The organism is Nocardia uniformis NBRC 13702, from assembly GCF_001613345.1.
In the GTDB taxonomy this organism is placed as follows: domain Bacteria; phylum Actinomycetota; class Actinomycetes; order Mycobacteriales; family Mycobacteriaceae; genus Nocardia; species Nocardia uniformis.
In genome coordinates this window covers 84,117-103,781 of record NZ_BDCE01000066.1, presented here as the reverse complement: position 1 = coordinate 103,781, position 19,665 = coordinate 84,117, and the positions used below count along the sequence as shown (strand labels likewise).

The 19,665-nt window shown below is 66.2% G+C and carries 17 protein-coding genes; 6 read left to right on the top strand and 11 right to left on the bottom strand.

Features of this window, described 5'->3' with window-relative positions; translation table 11 throughout:
• Nucleotides 1–36: 36 nt before the first annotated feature.
• On the top strand, nt 37–1,881 hold the full coding sequence (gene iolD / locus NU1_RS24730) for a 3D-(3,5/4)-trihydroxycyclohexane-1,2-dione acylhydrolase (decyclizing) (protein ID WP_067524696.1): 1,845 nt from the start codon (nt 37–39) through the stop codon (nt 1,879–1,881).
• A 163-nt stretch (nt 1,882–2,044) separates the two neighbouring features.
• The gene (locus NU1_RS24725) at nt 2,045–3,271 is read left to right on the top strand and encodes an aminotransferase family protein (RefSeq protein WP_067524749.1); all 1,227 of its coding nucleotides are present in this window, start codon (nt 2,045–2,047) and stop codon (nt 3,269–3,271) included.
• Nucleotides 3,272–3,339: 68 nt separating this feature from the next.
• Here the strand turns inward: NU1_RS24725 and NU1_RS24720 are convergent, their stop codons facing one another.
• From NU1_RS24720 to NU1_RS24695, 6 genes are all read right to left on the bottom strand, one after another.
• Nucleotides 3,340–4,899 (bottom strand): MFS transporter, encoded by a 1,560-nt coding sequence (locus tag NU1_RS24720; RefSeq protein WP_067524694.1) that lies wholly within the window; start codon nt 4,897–4,899, stop codon nt 3,340–3,342.
• A 66-nt stretch (nt 4,900–4,965) separates the two neighbouring features.
• Nucleotides 4,966–6,183: a Cmx/CmrA family chloramphenicol efflux MFS transporter gene (locus NU1_RS24715; protein WP_067524691.1), complete on the bottom strand. Its 1,218-nt coding sequence runs from the start codon at nt 6,181–6,183 to the stop codon at nt 4,966–4,968.
• 344 nt (nt 6,184–6,527) lie between these two features.
• Entirely contained in the window at nt 6,528–7,220 is a 693-nt protein-coding gene (locus tag NU1_RS24710) for a PhzF family phenazine biosynthesis protein (RefSeq protein ID WP_067524689.1), read from the bottom strand.
• 18 nt (nt 7,221–7,238) lie between these two features.
• A complete protein-coding gene (locus NU1_RS24705) occupies nt 7,239–7,997 on the bottom strand; it encodes an HNH endonuclease family protein (protein WP_084521770.1) in 759 nt (252 codons plus the stop codon).
• 78 nt (nt 7,998–8,075) lie between these two features.
• Nucleotides 8,076–8,615, bottom strand: coding sequence for an alkylhydroperoxidase, AhpD family (ahpD, locus tag NU1_RS24700; protein ID WP_067524684.1), 540 nt, complete (start codon nt 8,613–8,615; stop codon nt 8,076–8,078).
• A gap of 31 nt (nt 8,616–8,646) precedes the next feature.
• Nucleotides 8,647–9,234, bottom strand: a complete 588-nt coding sequence (locus tag NU1_RS24695; RefSeq protein ID WP_067524681.1) for a peroxiredoxin — start codon at nt 9,232–9,234, stop codon at nt 8,647–8,649.
• Between the two features lie 108 nt (nt 9,235–9,342).
• Here NU1_RS24695 and NU1_RS24690 point away from each other — a divergent pair, with 108 nt between their 5' ends.
• Genes NU1_RS24690 through NU1_RS24675 form a run of 4 tightly spaced genes read left to right on the top strand, consistent with a single transcriptional unit; the run spans nt 9,343 to nt 13,196 of the window.
• Nucleotides 9,343–10,251 (top strand): hydrogen peroxide-inducible genes activator, encoded by a 909-nt coding sequence (locus NU1_RS24690; protein ID WP_067524678.1) that lies wholly within the window; start codon nt 9,343–9,345, stop codon nt 10,249–10,251.
• Nucleotides 10,252–10,309: 58 nt separating this feature from the next.
• Nucleotides 10,310–11,092, top strand: coding sequence for an MBL fold metallo-hydrolase (locus NU1_RS24685; protein WP_067524675.1), 783 nt, complete (start codon nt 10,310–10,312; stop codon nt 11,090–11,092).
• Between the two features lie 40 nt (nt 11,093–11,132).
• Nucleotides 11,133–11,546 carry a gamma-glutamylcyclotransferase family protein gene (locus NU1_RS24680; protein ID WP_212761542.1) on the top strand — a complete coding sequence of 138 codons (414 nt, stop codon included), beginning with the start codon at nt 11,133–11,135 and terminating at the stop codon, nt 11,544–11,546.
• Nucleotides 11,547–11,606: 60 nt separating this feature from the next.
• The gene (locus NU1_RS24675) at nt 11,607–13,196 is read left to right on the top strand and encodes an acyl-CoA synthetase (RefSeq protein WP_067524666.1); all 1,590 of its coding nucleotides are present in this window, start codon (nt 11,607–11,609) and stop codon (nt 13,194–13,196) included.
• Here the strand turns inward: NU1_RS24675 and NU1_RS24670 are convergent, their stop codons facing one another.
• From NU1_RS24670 to NU1_RS24650, 5 genes are all read right to left on the bottom strand, one after another.
• Nucleotides 13,197–13,634, bottom strand: a complete 438-nt coding sequence (locus tag NU1_RS24670; protein ID WP_067524664.1) for an RpiB/LacA/LacB family sugar-phosphate isomerase — start codon at nt 13,632–13,634, stop codon at nt 13,197–13,199.
• Nucleotides 13,635–13,721: 87 nt separating this feature from the next.
• The gene (gene acs / locus NU1_RS24665; protein ID WP_170264230.1) at nt 13,722–15,665 is read right to left on the bottom strand and encodes an acetate--CoA ligase; all 1,944 of its coding nucleotides are present in this window, start codon (nt 15,663–15,665) and stop codon (nt 13,722–13,724) included.
• Nucleotides 15,666–15,724: 59 nt separating this feature from the next.
• A complete protein-coding gene (locus NU1_RS24660; protein WP_170264238.1) occupies nt 15,725–17,353 on the bottom strand; it encodes a monocarboxylic acid transporter in 1,629 nt (542 codons plus the stop codon).
• On the bottom strand, nt 17,353–17,715 hold the full coding sequence (locus NU1_RS24655; protein ID WP_067524656.1) for a DUF485 domain-containing protein: 363 nt from the start codon (nt 17,713–17,715) through the stop codon (nt 17,353–17,355). Before NU1_RS24655 ends, NU1_RS24660 begins: the two co-directional genes overlap by 1 nt.
• 195 nt (nt 17,716–17,910) lie before the next feature.
• A complete protein-coding gene (locus NU1_RS24650; RefSeq protein WP_245720292.1) occupies nt 17,911–19,665 on the bottom strand; it encodes a sodium/solute symporter in 1,755 nt (584 codons plus the stop codon).

The following is a 19,665-nucleotide window of genomic DNA, read 5'->3' as shown; positions in this document are numbered from 1 at the left end:
CCGCCGCTCGGCCATCGAAGATGAAGGACGATCCGCATGAAACTCACAACCGCGCAGGCCTTGGTGGCCTGGCTGATCGCTCAGCATTCGGAAACCCTCGACGGCCGTGAAGTGCCCATGTTCCCCGCGGTCTTCGCCATTTTCGGGCACGGCAATGTGCTCGGACTCGGTACCGCGCTGGAGGAGCGGCGCGATGTCATGCCGGTGTGGCGCGGGCATACCGAACAGGGCATGGCGCTCGCCGCGGTCGGCCTTGCCAAGGCCACCCATCGGCGCCAGGTCGGGGTCGCCACCTCGTCGATCGGACCGGGTGCGCTCAATATGGTGACGGCCGCCGGTGTGGCGCATGCCAACCGGCTGCCGCTGCTTCTGCTACCCGGTGACACCTTCACCAGTCGTGCACCGGATCCGGTATTGCAGCAGGTGGAGCATTTCGGCGATCCGACGGTCACGGTCAATGACGCGTTCCGGGCGGTGAGCCGGTACTTCGACCGCATTACCCGGCCCGAACAGCTCCTCGCGACGCTGCCGCAGGTGGCGCGGGTGCTCACCGATCCGGCCGACACCGGTCCGGTCACCCTCGCTCTGCCGCAGGATGTGCAGGCCGAAACCTACGACTTCCCGGATGTGCTGTTCGAACCCGTCGTCCATCGCGTCCCGCGTCCGCGCGCCGACCGGCACAGTCTTGCCGAAGGGGCGGCGGCATTGCGGCGTGCCCACCGGCCGCTCATGGTGCTCGGTGGTGGTGTCCGCTACTCCGGGGCCGGGACGCGGGCGCTGGAATTCGCTGAGCGACACGGTATTCCGGTCACCGAGACGACCGCCGGGCGTACGCTCGTCGCACACGGCAATCCGCTCTACGCCGGACCGCTGGGAGTCACCGGCGCGGCGTCTGCCAATTCCATGGCCGCCGGAGCCGACGCGGTGCTGGCCATCGGCACCCGGCTGCAGGACTTCACCACCGCCTCCTGGACCGTCTTCGACCCCGATGTGCGGCTCATCCATATCAATGCCGCCCGCTTCGACGCGGTGAAACACGGCGCGATCGACCTGGTCGGCGATGCCGACGTCACCCTGGAGGATCTCGCCGCGCATATGACCGGCTGGCGCGCCGATCCCGGCTGGACCGCGCGCGCCGCCACGGTGCGTTCGGAATGGGATACCCATATCGACAAGCTGCGCGCCGCCACCCCTGGCCTGCCGAGTTACGCCCAACTCGTGGGTGTCGTGAACGACCTCAATGCTCCCACCGACTACGTCATGACGGCCTCCGGCGGCCTACCCGGCGAACTCATCGGCGGCTGGCGGGCCACCGGGGGCGAACCCACCATGGATGTCGAATACGGGTTCTCCTGTATGGGATATGAACTCGCGGGCGCCTGGGGCGCGGCCATGACCCACAGCCGAGGCCTGGTCACCACCATGCTCGGTGACGGCTCCTACCTCATGCTCAATTCCGAACTCTTCTCCGCCGCCTTCGCCGGTCACCCCATGGTCGCGGTGGTCTGCGATAACGACGGCTACGCGGTCATCGGCCGCCTACAGCAGAACCAGGGCGGCGAGCCGTACAACAACTTCTACGCCGACTGTCGCACCAACCACCCCCGCCCACCCCGCGTCGATTTCGCCGCCCACGCCCACTCCATGGGTTGTGTGGTGTTCACCGCCGTTGACCTGGTGCAATTCCGCATCGCCTATACCCGCGCCCGCGCCGCCGCCGTTGCCGAACGCCGGCCAGCGGTCGTCATTGTCCGCACCCAGTCCTCGACCTGGACCGAATCGGGCGCGTGGTGGGAAGTCGGCGTGCCCGAGCATCTTTCGGGCCGCACCGCCTACGAGGAGGCCAAGCCGCAACAGGTCCGGCACACACGACCGGCTTGAATCCGGGGCCGGTAGCCCCGGCCACCGGCGCCGATAGCGGTCGATTCGCTCACACTGCCGGGATGCCGGTGCCGGTTTCACCTCCCGCCCCCGCTACCGTTGCAGTGATTGCCTGAAATGCGTCGTCTGCGAGGTGTGGGCGGCGGGGCTGAGGGAGGTGCTGATGGGTTCGCTGTGGCACGGCTTCGCCGATATGGGTGCGGTGGAGCGCGATGGTGCGTTCGTGGTGGCGCGTGGGGAGGGCGCTCAGATCTGGGACGAGGCCGGGAATCGGTATCTCGATGCCACGGCCGGGCTGTGGTTCACCAATGTCGGGCACGGGCGGCGCGAGATCGCCGACGCCGTGGCCAAGCAGTTGGGCGATATCGCCCACTACTCGAACTTCGGTGACCTGGCCTCGCCGGTGCTGCGCGAGCTCGCCGAGCGACTGTCGGCCATCGCGCCGGTACCCGGCAGCAAGATCTTCTTCACCTCCGGCGGCTCCGACGGTATCGACACCGCCGCCAAGATGGCGCGCCGATACTGGCACGAACAGGGCAAGCCGGAAAAGAGCATTATTGTCGGCCGTCAGCGCGCCTACCACGGCATGCATGTCGCGGGCACCGCGCTCGCGGGCATTCCGGTGAACCGCGAGGGCTACGGCGAACTCATGGCCGACGCGCGCACCATCGCCTGGGACGACCCGGCCGCACTGACCGCGCTCATTGCCGACCTCGGCGCGGACCGCATTGCCGCCTTCTTCGCCGAGCCGATTATCGGCGCGGGCGGGGTGTACCTGCCGCCGGACGGCTACCTCACCGAGGTGCGTCGCATCTGCCGTGAGCACAATATTCTGTTCGTGGCCGACGAGGTCGTCACCGGCTTCGGCCGGATCGGCGGATCCTGGTTCGCCTCTTCGCGTTTCGATCTGCAGCCCGACATCATGACCACCGCCAAGGGCCTCACCTCCGGGTACCTGCCGATGGGTGCGGTCTTCGTGGCTCCGCATATCGCCGAACCGTTCTTCGCGGGCGGCGTGTGGTTCCGCCACGGTTACACCTACGGCGGCCATGCCGCGTCCGCGGCGGCGGCCATGGCGAATCTCGACATTATCGAGCGCGAACATTTGCTCGATGCCAGCAAGAACCTGGAATCGCTGCTGCACGAACACTTCTCGCCGCTGGCCGCGCATGCGCGGGTGGCGGAGGTGCGCAGTGGGCTGGGTGCGGTGGCGGCGGTGCAGCTCGCCGATCCTGGCGAGGCGCTGGGTATGGTGAAAACCCTGCGCGCCCACGGTGTCTCGACGCGCGCCGCCGGGCAGGGCGCTTTGCAGATCTCGCCGAGCTTCGTGATTACCGAGCAAGAGGTTGCCGAGATGGCCGTGGCCTTCGGTCACGCGCTCGACAGCTGACGTCCGCTGCGAGGGAATGTGAAACGCCCCGGGCCATTGCGGCCCGGGGCGTTTCGTTTTCCGCTCGGTTATTCGTGGCCGGGCAGGTCTCCGGCCGGGATATGCCGCAGCTTGACGGCGGAGATCGCCGCCAGCACCAGGGCCGCCACGGCGACGATGCCAGCGGTCAGGTGTACGCCGTGGACGAAGGCATCGCGCGCCGCGTCCACGACCGCCGTCGCGAGCTGCTCCGGTAGTGAATCCGCGACCGCCACGGCCCCGCCGAGGGTGTCGCGGACCGATTCGCTCGCCTCGGGCGACAATCCGACGGGCAGATCGGTCAGGTCGCCCCGGTAGATGGCAATACTCAGGCTGCCGAGAATCGAGATACCCAGCGCACCACCGAGTTCCGCGCCGGTCTCGGACAGTCCCGACGCCGCACCGGCCTGCTCCGGCGGAGCCGAACCGACAATCAGCTCGGTGGTGATACCGAATACCGGGGCCAGGCCGAGCGAGATGAGCAGTGACGCCGCCACCGCCAGCGCCGGACCGTCGTTCACCGACGCCTGCGTCAGCATGGCCAATCCGGCAGCCGCGACGGTCATACCGCCACCGATCAGGTAGGCGGGCCGCACGACTCGCACAATGCGTGGCGCCAATTGCGAGCCGACAATGAAACCGATCCCCGACGGAGCCATCGCGATTCCGGCCTGTAATGGCGACATCCCGAGCACCAGCTGGAAGTACTGCGCGATGAACAGGAAGTACCCGAAGGCGACGAAGACGCCGATCACATTGACCGTCAACGCGGTTCGGAACGCACCGAGCCGGAACAGCCGTAGATCGAGCATCGGATCCGGACGCGACAGCTGCCGCCGGACGAACAGCACACCCGTCGCCACGCCGATGGCAAGGGCCACCAGCGCGGAGACACTCACCCCGTCCTGCGCGATCTGTTTCATGGCGAAGACGAGTGCGATCATGGTGAGCACAGACTGCGCCGCACCCAGGAGATCGAGACGCCCGGCATTCGGATCTTTGAACTCCGGCAGTACTTTGGGCCCGAGGACCAGCAGCAGCACCATCGCGGGCACCGCCAGCAGGAATACCGAACCCCACCAGAAGTGCTCCAGCAGTACGCCACCGAACAGCGGCCCGATCGCGCCACCGGCGGAGAACGCGCCCACCCACACACCGACCGCCACCGACCGCTGCCGTGGGTCCCGAAACATGTTGAAGATCAACGAGAGCGTGGACGGCGCGAGCGTCGCACCGGCGATACCGAGCAGCGCGCGGCACAGAATCAGCATCTCGGCGGTCGGGGCGAAGGCCGCGATCACCGACACGATCCCGAATGCGCTGCCGCCGATGAGCAGCAGCCGCCGCCGCCCGATCCGATCGCCGAGCGTGCCCATGGTGATGAGCAGACCGGCGACCATGAATCCGTAGACGTCGATAATCCACAGCAATTGCGAACTGGTCGGGTGCAGCACCGCACTGATCTCCGGAACCGCCAGGTGCAGCACCGTCAGATCCATCGAGTAGACCAGGCACGCCAGTGCCAGAACACTGAGCCCGATCCATTCGCTGCGCCCGGCGCGACTCCTACCGGGTCCCTCTGATGGCGTTGTGCTGACAGCGGTTTCCACGACAGGGATGTCCTTCGCTTCGGGATATTTTCAACTGCCGGTAATGACGGCGTGCGACCAACAATCTCATCGGCCACCGACAGATTCGGCAACTGAATTTCCATCCCCCAGGTCGTGACGCTGCCCAACGCCGCGCCAATGGCCCACCAGCACAACGGCCGTCGCCGCCAGGGTGAACACGGCGCCGCACCACAGCGCCATCGTGGGCTGATCGGTGCGATCGACGACCACACCGGCGGTGGCGGGGCCGAGGACCGCCCCGATATTGAGCGCGGTAGTCGCCAACGCCCCCGCGATTCGCGGCGCGGTGGGTGCGGCGGCCCGCACGATCGAAGCGATCAGCGTCGACCCGACACCGAACGCGACGGCACCGGCGACCACCGCCATGATCGCCAGCCCGATCAGGGTGTGCGCGGTCAGTGCGGCCAGCGTCCAGACCCCGACCAGTACGGCTGTGCCGACCATGACGATCCGCCCTCGATGGTGGTCGCTGTAGCGGCCGGTAAGCGTCACGCCCGCGAACGAACCGATACCGAACAGTGCCAGCACGACCGGAATCCACCGGCCTTCCGTCCCGGTGGTTTCGGCGGTAATCGTGCCGAGATAGGTGAACCCGGCAAACGTTGCGGCGTTGACCAGCGCACCGGCCACAATGGCGGCACGGACCGGCCGTTTACCCAGCACCATCCATTCGCTGCGCATCGACGGTCCGATCGCGCTCACCCGATCGGCCTCGTGCGTACCGCGGGGAACCATCAGCCACACCGGTACCAGGGCCGCCGCGCTGATGACAGCCACTGCCCAGAATGCCGAACGCCATCCCCACACCTGTCCCAGCAGCGTCCCCGCCGGTACTCCGGCGATACAGGCCACGGTCACTCCGGACACGATGACGGCGGTGGCGCGCCCGATCAGAGTCGGCCCGACCAGCCGTGGCAGGGCCGCCAATGCGGTCGCCAGGAATCCGGCATTGGCGACCGCCGCGACGATGCGTGTCACCAGCAGCAGCGTGAAGTCCGTCGCCAGCGCACCGATGATATGGGCGACGCAGAACAGCGCCAGGAACGCCGTCACCGAATATCTGACCGGCAACCGACCCGCCACCATCGCCATTACCGGTGCCCCCACCACCATGCCGATGGCGAAAAGCGAAGTCAGCAGACCCGCGGCGCCGAGCGAAACCCCGACGTCGACGGTGATCTGCCCCAATAATCCCGACACCATGAACTCGGATGTGCCCTGTGCGAACACAGCGACAGCCAATACGAAAACCACAATGGGCATAGGAAAGACAACTTCCGGATACAGGGCGCACCACAGATATCGGCAGCGCCCGGGACAGTCGCGGAATCGGGTGAACCATCACCCGACCGCGAAGAACCAACATCCGGCGTCGCGAAATACTCCCGCCTCCAGTCGCGCAGCGACCGGCGAGAACGTACTCACAACGCCGCCCGACCCACAGGTCGGGCGGCTATCGTCTGGATGCCTCCGGAGAATTCACGCGTACACCCTAACAATCCGTCCCTGGATAGCCAAGGCGGTTTATTGCGACCCCGCTGCCGACAGCGGGTGCGAATCACCTGGTTCCGCAGTCACTTTCAGCAACTTCGGCGGCTTCGGCAGGGTCAGATCACAACCGGATGATCGGCGACGGTCCGGCCGCCCAAGCGCACCCAGCCCTCGGAATCCCATGCCGTGAACATCTGTGAGCCCTGCCCCTGGGTGATGTTGATACTGCGGCGCAGCAGGGCGGTGAGGGCGATGGCCGCCCCGCCGGTGGCCTCGTCCTCGGCGATTCCCCTGGCGGGGGCGAACATTCGGGCGCGCACCGCGCCGCGTGGTTCATTGGTGTACATCCAGGCGTAGTGCGCGCCGGCGGTGAAATCGGCGGGGCCGAGAGCGGCCAGCTCCTCGGCATCGTCGAACTGGTGGAACTCGAACTTGGGGGTCCACTCGGCGCGCGCTCGCACCCAGATGAGGCCGTCGGCAGCTTCGACGGCCACCGGCCCGGCGGGGACCTCGATCACGGTGACCGGCGTCAGCTGCGCATTGAGCCACCATGCGGCGCCGACGGAGGGATGACCGGCGAAGGGCAGTTCGACGGCGGGGGTGTAGATCCGCATCCGGGCGCGGTCATCGATCGGATCCTCCACCACGACGGTTTCGGCGTAGCCCGCGCGAGCGGCCAGGGCCTGGTGGTCGACATCGATGACGTCGGTGGCGCGGGCGATGCCGAGCGGATTGCCGTAACGCCCGGCGGCGTCGGTGAAAACGCGAACCACTTCGATCTGGGTGCCATCGCTTTCCGGAACGGTCATGGAATTCAGGCTACGACCTCACCGAGCGGAGGTGTGGACGCAGGTGTCGAGCATGTCGGTGAGCGCGGACTTCTCCGTGGGTTGCACGGTGAGGTCGTAGCGGGATTTCACGGAGATCCAGCGGCGTGCGTAGTCGCACCAGTACTCCTGCCGGGGCTTCCACTGATCAGGGGTTTTCGCCCCTTTGTCCTGATTGGCCTGCTTCTGTACGGCGAGTAGATTGCCCACGTCGTTGGCGAACTGCCACCGCTGCTCCGGGCTCCACTCCGAGGCGCCGGATCGCCAGGCGTCGCCGAGGGCCACCACATGATCGATCTCGATACCGGAGGCCTTGAACCGGTCGTACGGCAATCGCTCCCCGGTGTACGGATCGATCAGCACTCCCGACAGCACCATGCAGGGATTGCTGCCGGATACGCGCTCATCGCGCAGATCCCGCCGCATGATGTCCTCCCGCGCGGTGCATCCGTTCGCGAGCTTCGCTTCACCGCCGTGACCGGACCAGCCGGGCCCGAAGGCATTGCGCTGGTAGGACTCCCAGTTGCGGTTCCACGTGACGGTCAGCCGATCCAACTCGTCGCGCGCCTGCTGGGTATCGGGGAGTGCGGTTGCGGTGGGATCCGCGAGCGGCGCGGCCGGATGTGCGGGCGGCTCATGGTGTCGCAGCCATAGTGTGAGTCCCGCCGCGGACACCGCGATCAGCACCACGCAGGTAGCGAAGAATTTGCGCCAGCGACGGTGCGAAGTGCCACGCGCACGAGAACCCGAGGGCCGCATGTCCGTGAGTCTAGATGCGCGAATGCGAAAGGCCGCGTACCGAAACGGTACGCGGCCTTTCGTGGCGGTGTTGCGGTACTAGACCGAGGCGGTTGCGAGTGCCTCGGTCGACTCCACGGCCTGACCAACGCCAGCCACGATCGCGGCCACCCGCAGCGACTCGAAGATCACTTCACGCGACACACCCTCCTCACGGAGGGTGTGCTCGTGCGCCTCCAGGCAGTGCTGGCAGCCATTGATCGACGAGACCGCGAACGACCACAGCTCGAAGTCGGCCTTGGCGACGCCCGGCGAACCGATGATCTGCATACGCAGACCGGCCCGCAGATCGTCGTAGCGGCCGCCCAGGAACGCCTTGCCGCGGTAGAACACATTGTTCATACCCATAATGGACGCGGCACCGAGCGCGGCGTTGTACGCCTCGGCCGACAGGGTGTCTGCGGCCTCTTCGGCGATTTCCCGCAGCGTGGTGGCCGATCGGGTGGTGGCCGCCGCGGCGAGCAGGGTGCCCCACAGCTGCTGTTCGGTCAGCACGGTGGTGCGTGCGATCGAGGACAGGTTGAGCTTGAGGTCCTTGGCGTACTCGGGTAGCGAGTTCTTCAGGTTGTCGATGGTCACAGCGCGAAATCCTTTGTCAGACGGACGATTGTCAGACCGAGGCGGTCATGAGCTCGCCGGCCTGGATGGTCGGATCGCCCTTCTTCCAGTTGCAGGCACACAGTTCGTCGGACTGCAGGGCGTCGAGTACGCGCAGCACCTCGTCGACATTGCGGCCCACGGAACCCGCGGTGACAGAGACGAACTGGATCTCATTGTTGGGATCGATGATGAAGGTGGCGCGGTCGGCGACACCGTCGGCATTGAGAACACCGGTGGCGGCGGCCAATTCACGCTTGAGGTCGCTCAGCATCGGAAAGGGCAGGGTCTTGAGCTCGTCGTGCTGGGCACGCCACTGGAAGTGCACGAACTCGTTGTCCACCGAAGCGCCGAGCACCTGAGCGTCGCGGTCGGCGAACTCATCGTTCAGCTTGCCGAAGGCGGCGATCTCGGTGGGGCAGACGAAGGTGAAGTCCTTCGGCCAGAAGAAGACGATGCGCCACTTGCCCGCGTAGTCGTCGCTCGAGATCTGGGTGAAGTAGTCGTCGGGCTGCTGAGCGTTCACCTTCGACAGGTCACCGCCGATGACTGCCTTCAGGTTGTAGGCGGGGAACTGGTCGCCAATGGTCAGCAGGGCCATACTTTGCTCCTCTTGGTAGTCGAAACGATCGTGTCGTGACTGTTGCAAACGATCTTGCCCAAACCTCGGTAAAAGGTAAAGGTGATCGGTCGCACTACACTGATAGGCGTGACTGATCAAACTTATCAGCCGACCCTGTCGCAGCTGCGTGCGTTCGTGGCGATCGCGGAGTATCGCCATTTCGGCACCGCAGCTAATCGGCTGAGCGTGAGCCAGCCCACGTTATCGCAGGCACTGGCATCACTGGAAAACGGACTGGGGCTTCAGCTAATTGAGCGCAGCACCCGCCGGGTCTTGGTCACGCCCGCGGGAAAGCGCTTGCTGCCGCAGGCCATGGCGACCCTGGAGGCGGCCGATCGGTTCGTCGCCTCGGCCGCCGGGTCCGGGCTCGGCGGGGCACTGCGCATGGGCATCATTCCCACTGTCGCCCCGTATGTGTTGCCCGCGCTACTGCCGGAGTTGCGCAAGCAGCTGCCCGCACTGGTGCCGCATGTGATCGAGGATCAAACGGCGCGACTGTTGGACGGGCTGCGGTCAGGGGTACTTGACGTCGCAATGCTGGCGCTACCGACCGACGCCACCGGCCTGGTCGAGATTCCGTTGTATACCGAGGAATTCGTCCTGGTGCTGCCGCGCGGACACGCACTCGCCGGACGTATCGATCTGCGGCCGGGTGACCTGGACGCACTGCCGCTGCTACTGCTCGACGAGGGGCACTGCCTGCGCGATCAGACCCTCGACCTGTGCCGCACCCACGAGGCGCATCCGGGAACGGTCGGCGATACCCGCGCGGCCTCGCTGGCGACCGTAGTGCAGTGTGTGGCAGGCGATCTCGGCGTGACCCTCATTCCGGAAATGGCGGTGGCGGCCGAAACCGCGCGCGGCACTTTGGAAATCGCCCGCTTCGCCGCGCCCACGCCGGGGCGCACCGTGGGCCTGGCCTTCCGGGCGTCCACCGCTCGGACCGAGGATTACGAGATTCTGGCCGCGGTCATCCGCGCGGAGCAGCCACGCTGACCGACCGGTTCGGGTGTTCCAATTGACCGGATCGGTACCGTCTGGGACTCTCGGGCACGTGCGGATTCATCATCTCGACTGCGGGACCATGGCCATGGGCATGGTCGATCACTGTCTGCTCCTCGAAACCAAGCGTGACGGGCTCGTACTCGTCGATACCGGGTACGGAATGGACTGTGTGCGCCGCCCTGGGCAGATGATCGGACCCTTCCGATTCGTGGCGGGTCTGAAACTGCGACCCGAGGCTACCGCCCTGTGGCAGATTCAGGCGCTCGGCTACGACCCGCGCGATGTGCGGCACATCATCCTCACGCATTTGGATCTCGATCACGCCGGTGGACTCTCCGACTTTCCGGAGGCGACGGTACATGTGCACGGGCCGGAGTTCCGGGCGGCCATGGTCGGTCGCGCGCTGGGGGAGCGGATGCGCTACCGGGCACAGCAGTGGGCGCACGGACCCAAGTGGATGGTGAACGAGGTGGAGGGCGGCGAACCCTGGTTCGGGTTCGAGGCGGTACGCGATCTGCCCGGATTGCCGCCCGAGATCCTTTTGGTACCCCTACCCGGACATACTCGCGGACATGTCGGTGTCGCAGTCGATTCCGGCCGCGGTTGGCTGCTGCACGCCGGTGATGCCTTCTTCCTGGGCAGCACCATCGATCCGGTGAACCCGCGGACACCACTGTTCTGGAAGGCCTATGGAATGGGTGCGATCGTGGGTAGCGCGTACCGCGAGAATCAGCGGCGGCTACTGGAATTGAAGCGTGACCACGGGCATGAGATCACCATTGTGAATTCGCACGATGCGGCGCTGTTCACCCCGTTCGCCAGTCCGCGATAGCGGTGCGGTGATGGCGGCGCAAGGGATTCGGCGGCTTCCGGTGGCGAATGATCCGCTCTTTGTCTACGGCACCCTGCGGTTTCCCGAGGTGCTGACCGAATTGATCGGGCGCACACCGGGAATCGAAGCCGCGTGGGTATCGGGACGGCGGACCGCGGCGTTGCCGGAGCGGGTGTACCCGGGACTGGTCGCCGCGGTCGGGGCGATGGCGCACGGTGCGGTGCTGAGCGGTCTGACCGCCGCCGAATGGCGGGTGCTCGATGCCTTCGAGGATGACGAATACGATCTGGTGCCGGTGTTCGTGCACGTGGGGGATCGCGATCTTCCCGCGTGGACCTATGCCTGGACATCGGAGGTGCTGGACCAGGACTGGTCGGCGCGCGAGTTCGCGGCCGAACACCTGCCGAACTACACCGGACGCTGCGCACTGTGGCGCAGTGAGCTGGCCGGGTAAAGGTCCTGTTCAGCGGGACTCTATGGCGCGGGACACATTCCGGTGGTAAACCGTGGTCGCATGGACACAGCAGGCATTGTCGCCGGGGCACGCAGTCAGTCTCTGGGGGATCTGTTGCGGCGCAGTGCCGCACGGCTGCCGGATAAGACCGCACTGGTGTGGCGGGAGCGGCGGGAGAGTTTCGCCGAACTCGACGCGGCGGTGAATCGGGTCGCGCACAGCCTCGCCGATCGCGGTGTGGCGCAGGGGGATCGGATCGCCCTCTACTCGCACAACTGCCGCGAGTTCGTCCTGCTGTATTTCGCGCTGGCCCGCTTGGGCGCGGTGTCGGTGCCCATCAACTTCATGCTGACCGCCGATGAGGTCGCCTACATTCTGGGGCATTCCGGAGCCATCGGCGTGATCGCGGAGGACGCGTTGGCCGCCGAGGCGGAGGCGGCGGTGAAACAGCTGGGCGGCAGTGAGATTCGGCTGTTCGGCTGGATCGGCCTCAATGGGCTGCCGGTGGGTGCGAACTGGGACGATGTGGCGGCCTGGGAGGGTCACAGCGACGCCTCGGAGCCGGAAGTTCTGGTGGCCGACGATGATCCGGTGCAGCTCATGTACACCTCCGGCACCGAATCCCGCCCCAAGGGCGCGATCATGACCAGCCGCGCCCTGATCGCCCAGTACATGAGTGTTATCGTCGATGGCCGGATGAGCGCCGCCGATATCGAGGTGCACGCCCTCCCGCTCTACCACTGCGCCCAATTGCACTGCTTCCTCACACCTGACATCTACCTGGGCGCCACCAGCATTCTGCTCCCCGGCCCCGACCCCGCGACTGTCCTGCGCACCATCGAAACCGAACGCGCCACCAAGCTTTTCTGCCCACCGACGGTCTGGGTCTCCCTGCTCCGCCACCCCGACTTCGACAGCTATGACCTCTCGTCCCTGCGCGCGGGCTACTACGGCGCCAGCATCATGCCGGTCGAGGTCCTACACGAACTCTCCGCTCGCCTCCCCGGCGTCGGCCTCACCAACTTCTACGGCCAAACCGAATTGGCCCCGCTGGCAACCGTACTCGCCCCCGAGGATCAGCTGACCAAGCCCGGTTCGGCCGGACGCCCCGCCCTGAATGTCGAAACCCGCGTAGTCGATGACGATGACACCCCGGTGGCTCCCGGCGTGATCGGCGAAATCGTGCACCGTTCCCCGCAAGCCATGCTCGGCTACTGGAACGACCCCGACAAGACCGCGGATGCCTTCCGCAACGGCTGGTTCCACAGCGGCGACCTCGGCATCATGGATGCCGACGGGTACCTCAGCGTGGTCGACCGTAAGAAGGACATGATCAAATCCGGCGGCGAGAACGTGGCCAGCCGCGAAGTAGAGGAAATCCTCTACCAGCACCCGGACGTCTCCGAAGCCGCGGTGGTCGGGATTCCACACCCGCACTGGATCGAAGCCGTCACCGCGATCATTATCCCGCGCGGCGGAACTCCGCCGACAGCCGAGTCGCTCATCGCGCACTGTAAACAACACCTGGCCGGTTACAAGGTCCCGAAGTACATCACCTTCACCGAGGCCCTGCCCAGGAACCCCAGCGGGAAGATTCTCAAACGCGAATTGCGTTCCGAATACACCAGTCTCGCCGATCAGGACACGTAGTCACCCGATTGTGTCGATATGCGCGATATTGGCGCGATCGCCGGGGTCCTGGCTTGCGGCCCCGGCGAACCAGGCATCCAGAATCTCACCCAACTGTGGCTGCGAGGTGAGCCGCAAACTCAGGGCGAGCACATTCGCGTCATTCCACTTGCGCGCCCCATCGGCCGAATACGCGTCCACACACAGTGCCGCCCGCACCCCGGGGACCTTGTTCGCCGCGATGGACGCACCGGTCCCGGTCCAACAGCACACCACCGCCTGATCCGCCCGACCCTCGGCCACATCCCGAGCCGCTGCCTCGCTGGCCCAAGCCCAGTCGTCCCGCTCCTCCGGTGCCAAGGCCCCGTGCACGGTCACCTCGTGTCCACGCCGGCGTAGCTCCGCCGGAACGGCGGAGGCGACGCCGACGTTCTCGTCCGCGGCTACCGAAATCCTCATGAAAGCAGTATCGCCTGACCGGTCCCGCGGTTGGTGGCGATCGGTTGGCCCGGCCCCCTCATTGTGGCCGGGCCAACCGATCGGCGATCACCGGCGGGCGATCGCTTCGAACACGGTCGGGTCCACCAGGGTGGAGGTGTCGCCGAGTTCGCGGCCCTCGGCGACGTCGCGGAGTAGGCGGCGCATGATCTTGCCGGAGCGGGTCTTGGGCAGCTCGGGCACGACATGGATCTCGCGCGGGCGGGCGATCGGGCTGATCTCCCGCGACACCTCGGCCTTGAGTTCGGCGACGAGCGCGTCACCGGTGTCCTCGGTACCGCCGGTCAGGATGACGAAGGCGACGATGCCCTGACCGGTGGTCGCGTCGGTCGCACCGACAACGGCCGCCTCGGCCACGGCGGAGTGGCCGACGAGGGCGGACTCGACCTCGGCGGTGGAGATGCGGTGTCCGGAGACGTTCATGACGTCATCGACGCGGCCGAGCACCCACAGGTCCCCGTCTTTGTCGAGCTTGGCTCCGTCACCGGCGAAATACCAACCCCGCGTCCCGTACCGCGCCCAGTAGGTGTCCTGATACCGCTCCGGATCACCCCAGATGCCGCGCAGCATCGCGGGCCACGGCTTGTCGAGGACCAGATAGCCGTTGGCCTCGGTTTCTCCGAGTTCGACCGGATTGCCGTCCTCGTCGACGACTTTCGCGGAGATGCCCGGCAGCGGGCGCATGGCCGCGCCCGGTTTGGCGGCGGTGACACCCGGCAGCGGCGAAATCATCATTGCGCCGGTTTCGGTCTGCCACCAGGTATCCACAATCGGTGTCTTGTTGCTACCGATGACTTCTCGGTACCAGCGCCAGGCTTCGGGATTGATCGGCTCACCGACCGACCCGAGCAGCCGGAGGCTCGACAGGTTGTGCGATTCGGGGATCTCACGTCCCCACTTCATGAACGTGCGCACCAGCGTCGGAGCCGTGTAGTAGATGCTTACGCCGTACTTTTCGATGATCTCGAAGTGCCGGTGCTCATTGGGGAAGTTGGGCGTGCCCTCGTACACGACCTGCGTGGCGCGATTCGCGAGCGGCCCGTAGACGATGTAGGAGTGTCCGGTCACCCAGCCGATATCGGCGGTGCACCAGTACACATCTCGACCGGGGTTGTGGTCGAACACGTAATGGTGGGTGTAGGCCGCCTGGGTCAAATACCCGCCGCTGGTGTGCAGAATGCCCTTCGGCTTCCCGGTGGTGCCGGAGGTGTAGAGGATGAACAGCGGATGCTCGGCATCGAAGGCCTCGGCTTCGTGCTCGGCTGAGGCCTGCCCGACGGTTTCGTCCCACCACAGGTCGCGTCCCGCGGTCCACGGCACCTCGATGCCGGTGCGCCGCACCACGAGTACATGTTCGACGCTCGCGGCACCGCCGTCGGCGGACAGCGCCTCATCCACGGCCGCTTTCAACGGAGCCGCCGTACCGCGACGCCACTGCCCATCGGTGGTGATGACCAGTCGCGCCTCGGCATCATCGACCCGCTGTCGCAACGCACTCGGCGAGAATCCGGCGAACACCACCGAATGCGTCAAACCCAGTCGCGCACAGGCCAACATGGACACAATGGCCTCGGGCACCATCGGCATATAGATGGCGACGCGATCCCCGGCCCGCAATCCGAGCGAGGTCAGGGTATTCGCCGCCCGGCATACCTCGGCCAGCAGTTGACCGTAGGTGATATCCCGCGAATCCCCGGGCTCGCCCTCCCAATGGATGGCGACCTGATCGCCGTGCCCGGCATGGACATGCCGATCCACGCAGTTGTAGGCGACATTGAGCTTGCCGTCGACGAACCAGCGCGCCAGCGGTGCGTCATCCCAATCCAGCACCTGCGACCACGGTTGATCCCAATGCAATCGATTGGCCTGTTCGGCCCAAAAGGCGAGCCGATCGGCCTCGGCGCGATCGTAGAGCGCCTCGGTGGCATTGGCCGTCGCCGCGAACTCGGTGCTGGGCGGGTAGATCTCGGAATGACTGACAACGCTGGACAACTGGATACTCCTGGTAGGGAATCGAAAGGGCGAGCGCGGGTTTCGCGGTGACGACTCGATCAGTGCACGACGGCCTTCTCCGCGCCGACGCCGGTGAGCGAGCGCACCTCCATTTCGGCGGCCTTGGCGGGATCTTCGCTATCGCCGCCCACGAAGGTGCCGATAACACCGAGCGCGAAGGCGAGTGGAATCGACACGATGCCCGGATTGGACAGCGGGAACCAGGCGAAATCCATGGTCTTCAGCATGGAAGTCGAGCTGCCGGACACCGCGGGGGAGAACACGATCAGCACGATGGTCGAGATCAGGCCGCCGTACATGCTGTACAGCGCGCCGGTGGTATTGAACCGCTTCCAGAACAGGGAGAACAGAATGGTCGGCAGATTCGCCGCCGCTGCCACCGCGAAGGCCAGTGCGACCAGGAAGGCGATGTTCTGACCGTTGGCCAGAATGCCCAGTCCGATGGCGAGCAGGCCGATGACGACCGCCGTAATACGCGATACCCGAACTTGTTTGAACTCGTCGACCTTTCCGCGCTTGATCACACCGGCATAGATATCGTGCGCGAAGGACGCCGACGCGGTAATGGTCAGACCGGCCACGACCGCGAGGATGGTGGCGAAGGCGACTGCGGAGATAATGCCGAGTAGCAGCACACCTCCGAGTTCGAAGGCCAGCAGCGGAGCCGCGGAGTTCTGCCCACCGGCCGCGCCCAGAATCTTGTCCGGGCCGACAATGGCGGCCGCACCGTAACCGAGCACCAGTGTGAACAGGTAGAACGCGCCGATGAGGGCGATCGCCCACACCACCGAGCGGCGGGCCTCCTTGGCGGTCGGCACGGTGTAGAAGCGCATGAGCACGTGCGGCAGACCGGCGGTGCCGAGTACCAGGGCCAGGCCGAGGGACAGGAAGTTCAGCTTCGACATCTCACTGCCGCCGTACTGCGCGCCGGGGGCGAGAACATCGCGAGAGGCGACGCCCGTGGTGGTGGCCTCGGAGACCTTGCTCTGCGCGGCGCCGAGAATCTCGGACAGGTTGAACCCGAACTTGCTGAACACCAGCACGGTCATCAGGCCCGCACCCGCGATGAGCAGGACGGCCTTGATGATCTGCACCCAGGTGGTGCCCTTCATGCCGCCGACCAGCACGTACACAATCATGAGAATGCCGACCACGGCAATGACGAGCGACTGCCCGGCCCTGGACTGGATATCGAGCAGCAGCGCCACCAGACCACCGGCGCCGGCCATCTGCGCGAGCAGGTAGAACAGCGACACCGTGAGTGTGGAGAGCGCGGCGGCGGTGCGCACCGGACCCTGCTTCAATCGGAAGCTCAGTACGTCGGCCATGGTGAATTTGCCGGTGTTCCTGAGCATTTCGGCCACAAGCAGCAGCGCGACGAGCCAGGCGACGAGGAAGCCGATGGAGTACAGGAAGCCGTCGTAGCCGTAGACGGCGATGGCTCCGGCGATACCGAGGAAGCTGGCCGCCGACAGGTAGTCACCGGCGATGGCGATACCGTTCTGCGGACCGGAGAAGCCGCGTCCACCGGTGAAATAGTCTGCGGCAGTGGAGGTATTGCGACTCGCGCGAATAACCACGACCATGGTCACGGCTACGAAGAGCGCGAAAATGCCGATATTGGCGGCGGGATTGCCCACCGTGCCCTCGGCGGCGTAGTAGCTGATCACGCCTGGTCTCCCTCGAGCTCGTTGCGGATGGCGGCGGCGCGCGGATCGAGTTCGCGATTGGCGAACTTCACGTACAGGCCGGTGATCAGGAAGGTCGAGACGAACTGGGCGAGGCCCAGCAGGAGTCCGACATTGATATTGTCGAAGACCTCGGTGGCCATGAAGTCGTGCGCGTACGCGCCCAGCAGCACGTAGACCAGATACCAGGTCAGGAACAGCACCGCCATCGGGAAGACGAAGCGCCGCAGGCGAGTGCGCAGCTCCTGGAACTCGGGGCTGGCCTGCATGGCGACGAAATCCTCGGCGGTGGCTACCCGCCGCGGCGGTGCGCCGTCGGTGTCGAGATCGATGCTGCTCATCGGAGTCCTAGCGTGTGATGTGGCTTACTCTCCGAGCACCGTATCGGCGGGTAGATGACGAAAACACAGTGTGGCCTGGATCACTCGGTGAAGGCGCGCGATCGTGCGGTGAGCGGTCGGCGCCATGCGATGAGCGGTTGCCTCAGGCTGTCTGTTTCGGGCCTCGACCGGCTGTCTGTTTCGGGCCTCGACCGCTCATGCCGACCGCAGTCCGCGTTCGCGATCGGCGCCCATGCCGAGTCGCTCCGGGGCGTGCATGCGGACGAAGACGCGAGCCACGACGCGGGGGGACTGGCCGCGAGAGAGCTTGCTGCCCAGAATCATCGAGGCGAAGGCGAGCGGGACGCTCACCGCGGCCGGATAGCCGAGGATGGCGGCGGGCCAACCGCCCGCGACCGCGTCGCCGATACCGCCCAGCACCGAGACCGCGGTCGCACCGCCCGCGGTGAGGCCGCCGACGATCAATCCGGCAGCGGCCCCCGTGGCGGTCAGGCCGCGCCACCAGATGCCGAGTACGAGCAGTGGGCAGAGCGTCGACGCGGCCACCGAGAAGGCCAGGCCCACCGAACGCGAGACATCGAGGGTGGCCACGGTGAACGAAAGTCCCAGGGGGACAGCACCGGCGACCAATGCGGCATACCGGAAGTCGCGAATTCGGCCGCGCAGCACATCGGTACTGAGTACGCCCGCGATACTCACCAATAGTCCCGATGAGGTGGACAGGAAGGCGGCGACCGCGCCCGCGGCGGCCAATGCGGCCAGGAGTTTTCCGGCCAGGCCGGACAGGATCGCGCCGGGCAGGAGTAGGACCGCGGCATCGGAGGTGCCGGTAATCAGCAATTGCGGAACGTACAGGCGCGCCAGAATGCCCAGCAGCACCGGGAAGGTATAGAACAGTCCGACCAGGCCGATTACCGAGAGGGCGGTGGAACGGGCCGACCGGCCATCCGGATTCGTATAGAAGCGGACCAGCACGTGCGGTAATCCCATGGCGCCCAGGAAGAGCGCGATAATCAGCGAGTACACCGCGTAGAGCGGATGCGGTCCGCCGAAGCCGCCGCCGGGGGTGAGCCAGTCCGCGCCGTTATCCGGTGCGCCCAGCACCACGGGCACCGCGTCCCCGGCGTCCAGGACCACCGTGGTGCCCGCGCTCAGTTCGTGCTCGCCGGGCGTCACTGTCACGGGGCCGTTCACCTCGCGGCCGTCGATGGTGCCCGTGATCGATATCGACTGCGGGATATCGCCCGCCAATCGCACCCGCACATCGGTGGTGACATCGACGGTGGTCTGCTGGGTGACGGTCGGAGGTGCGGGAGAACCCAATTCGCGGTCATCGGCTAGGAAATGCCCGAGCAGAACCAGGGCCGGGATGGCGAGCGCGGTGAGCTTGAGCCAGTACTGGAAGGCCTGCACAAAGGTAATCGACCGCATACCGCCCGCGGTGACATTGGCGATCACGATGACGCCCACCGCTACCGCGCCCACCCAGTCGGGGACGCCGAGCAGAATCCGTAAAGTCAGGCCCGCGCCCTGGAATTGGGGAATCAGGTACAGCACGCAGACGAGAACGACGACCACTGCCGCCAACCGGCGCATGCGCACCGAACCCAGCCGGAACTGCGCGAAGTCGGGCACGGTATAGGCCCCGGATCGGCGCAGTGGAGCGGCCACGAACAACAGCAGGCCGAGATACCCCGCGGTGAAGCCGACCGGATACCACAGCGCATCGGCCCCGAACTTGGCAATGAGCCCGGCGACACCGAGGAAAGACGCGGCAGACAGGTATTCGCCGGATATGGCGGCGGCATTGAGTCGTGACCCGACACCACGGGAGGCGACCAGGAAGTCGGAGGTGGTGCGCGCCAACCGAACTCCGTGCGCGCCGATGGCGACGGTCGCCACCGCTACCAGCAGCAGGGCGGCCAGGGTGAGGCCGGATGCGGCGTCCAC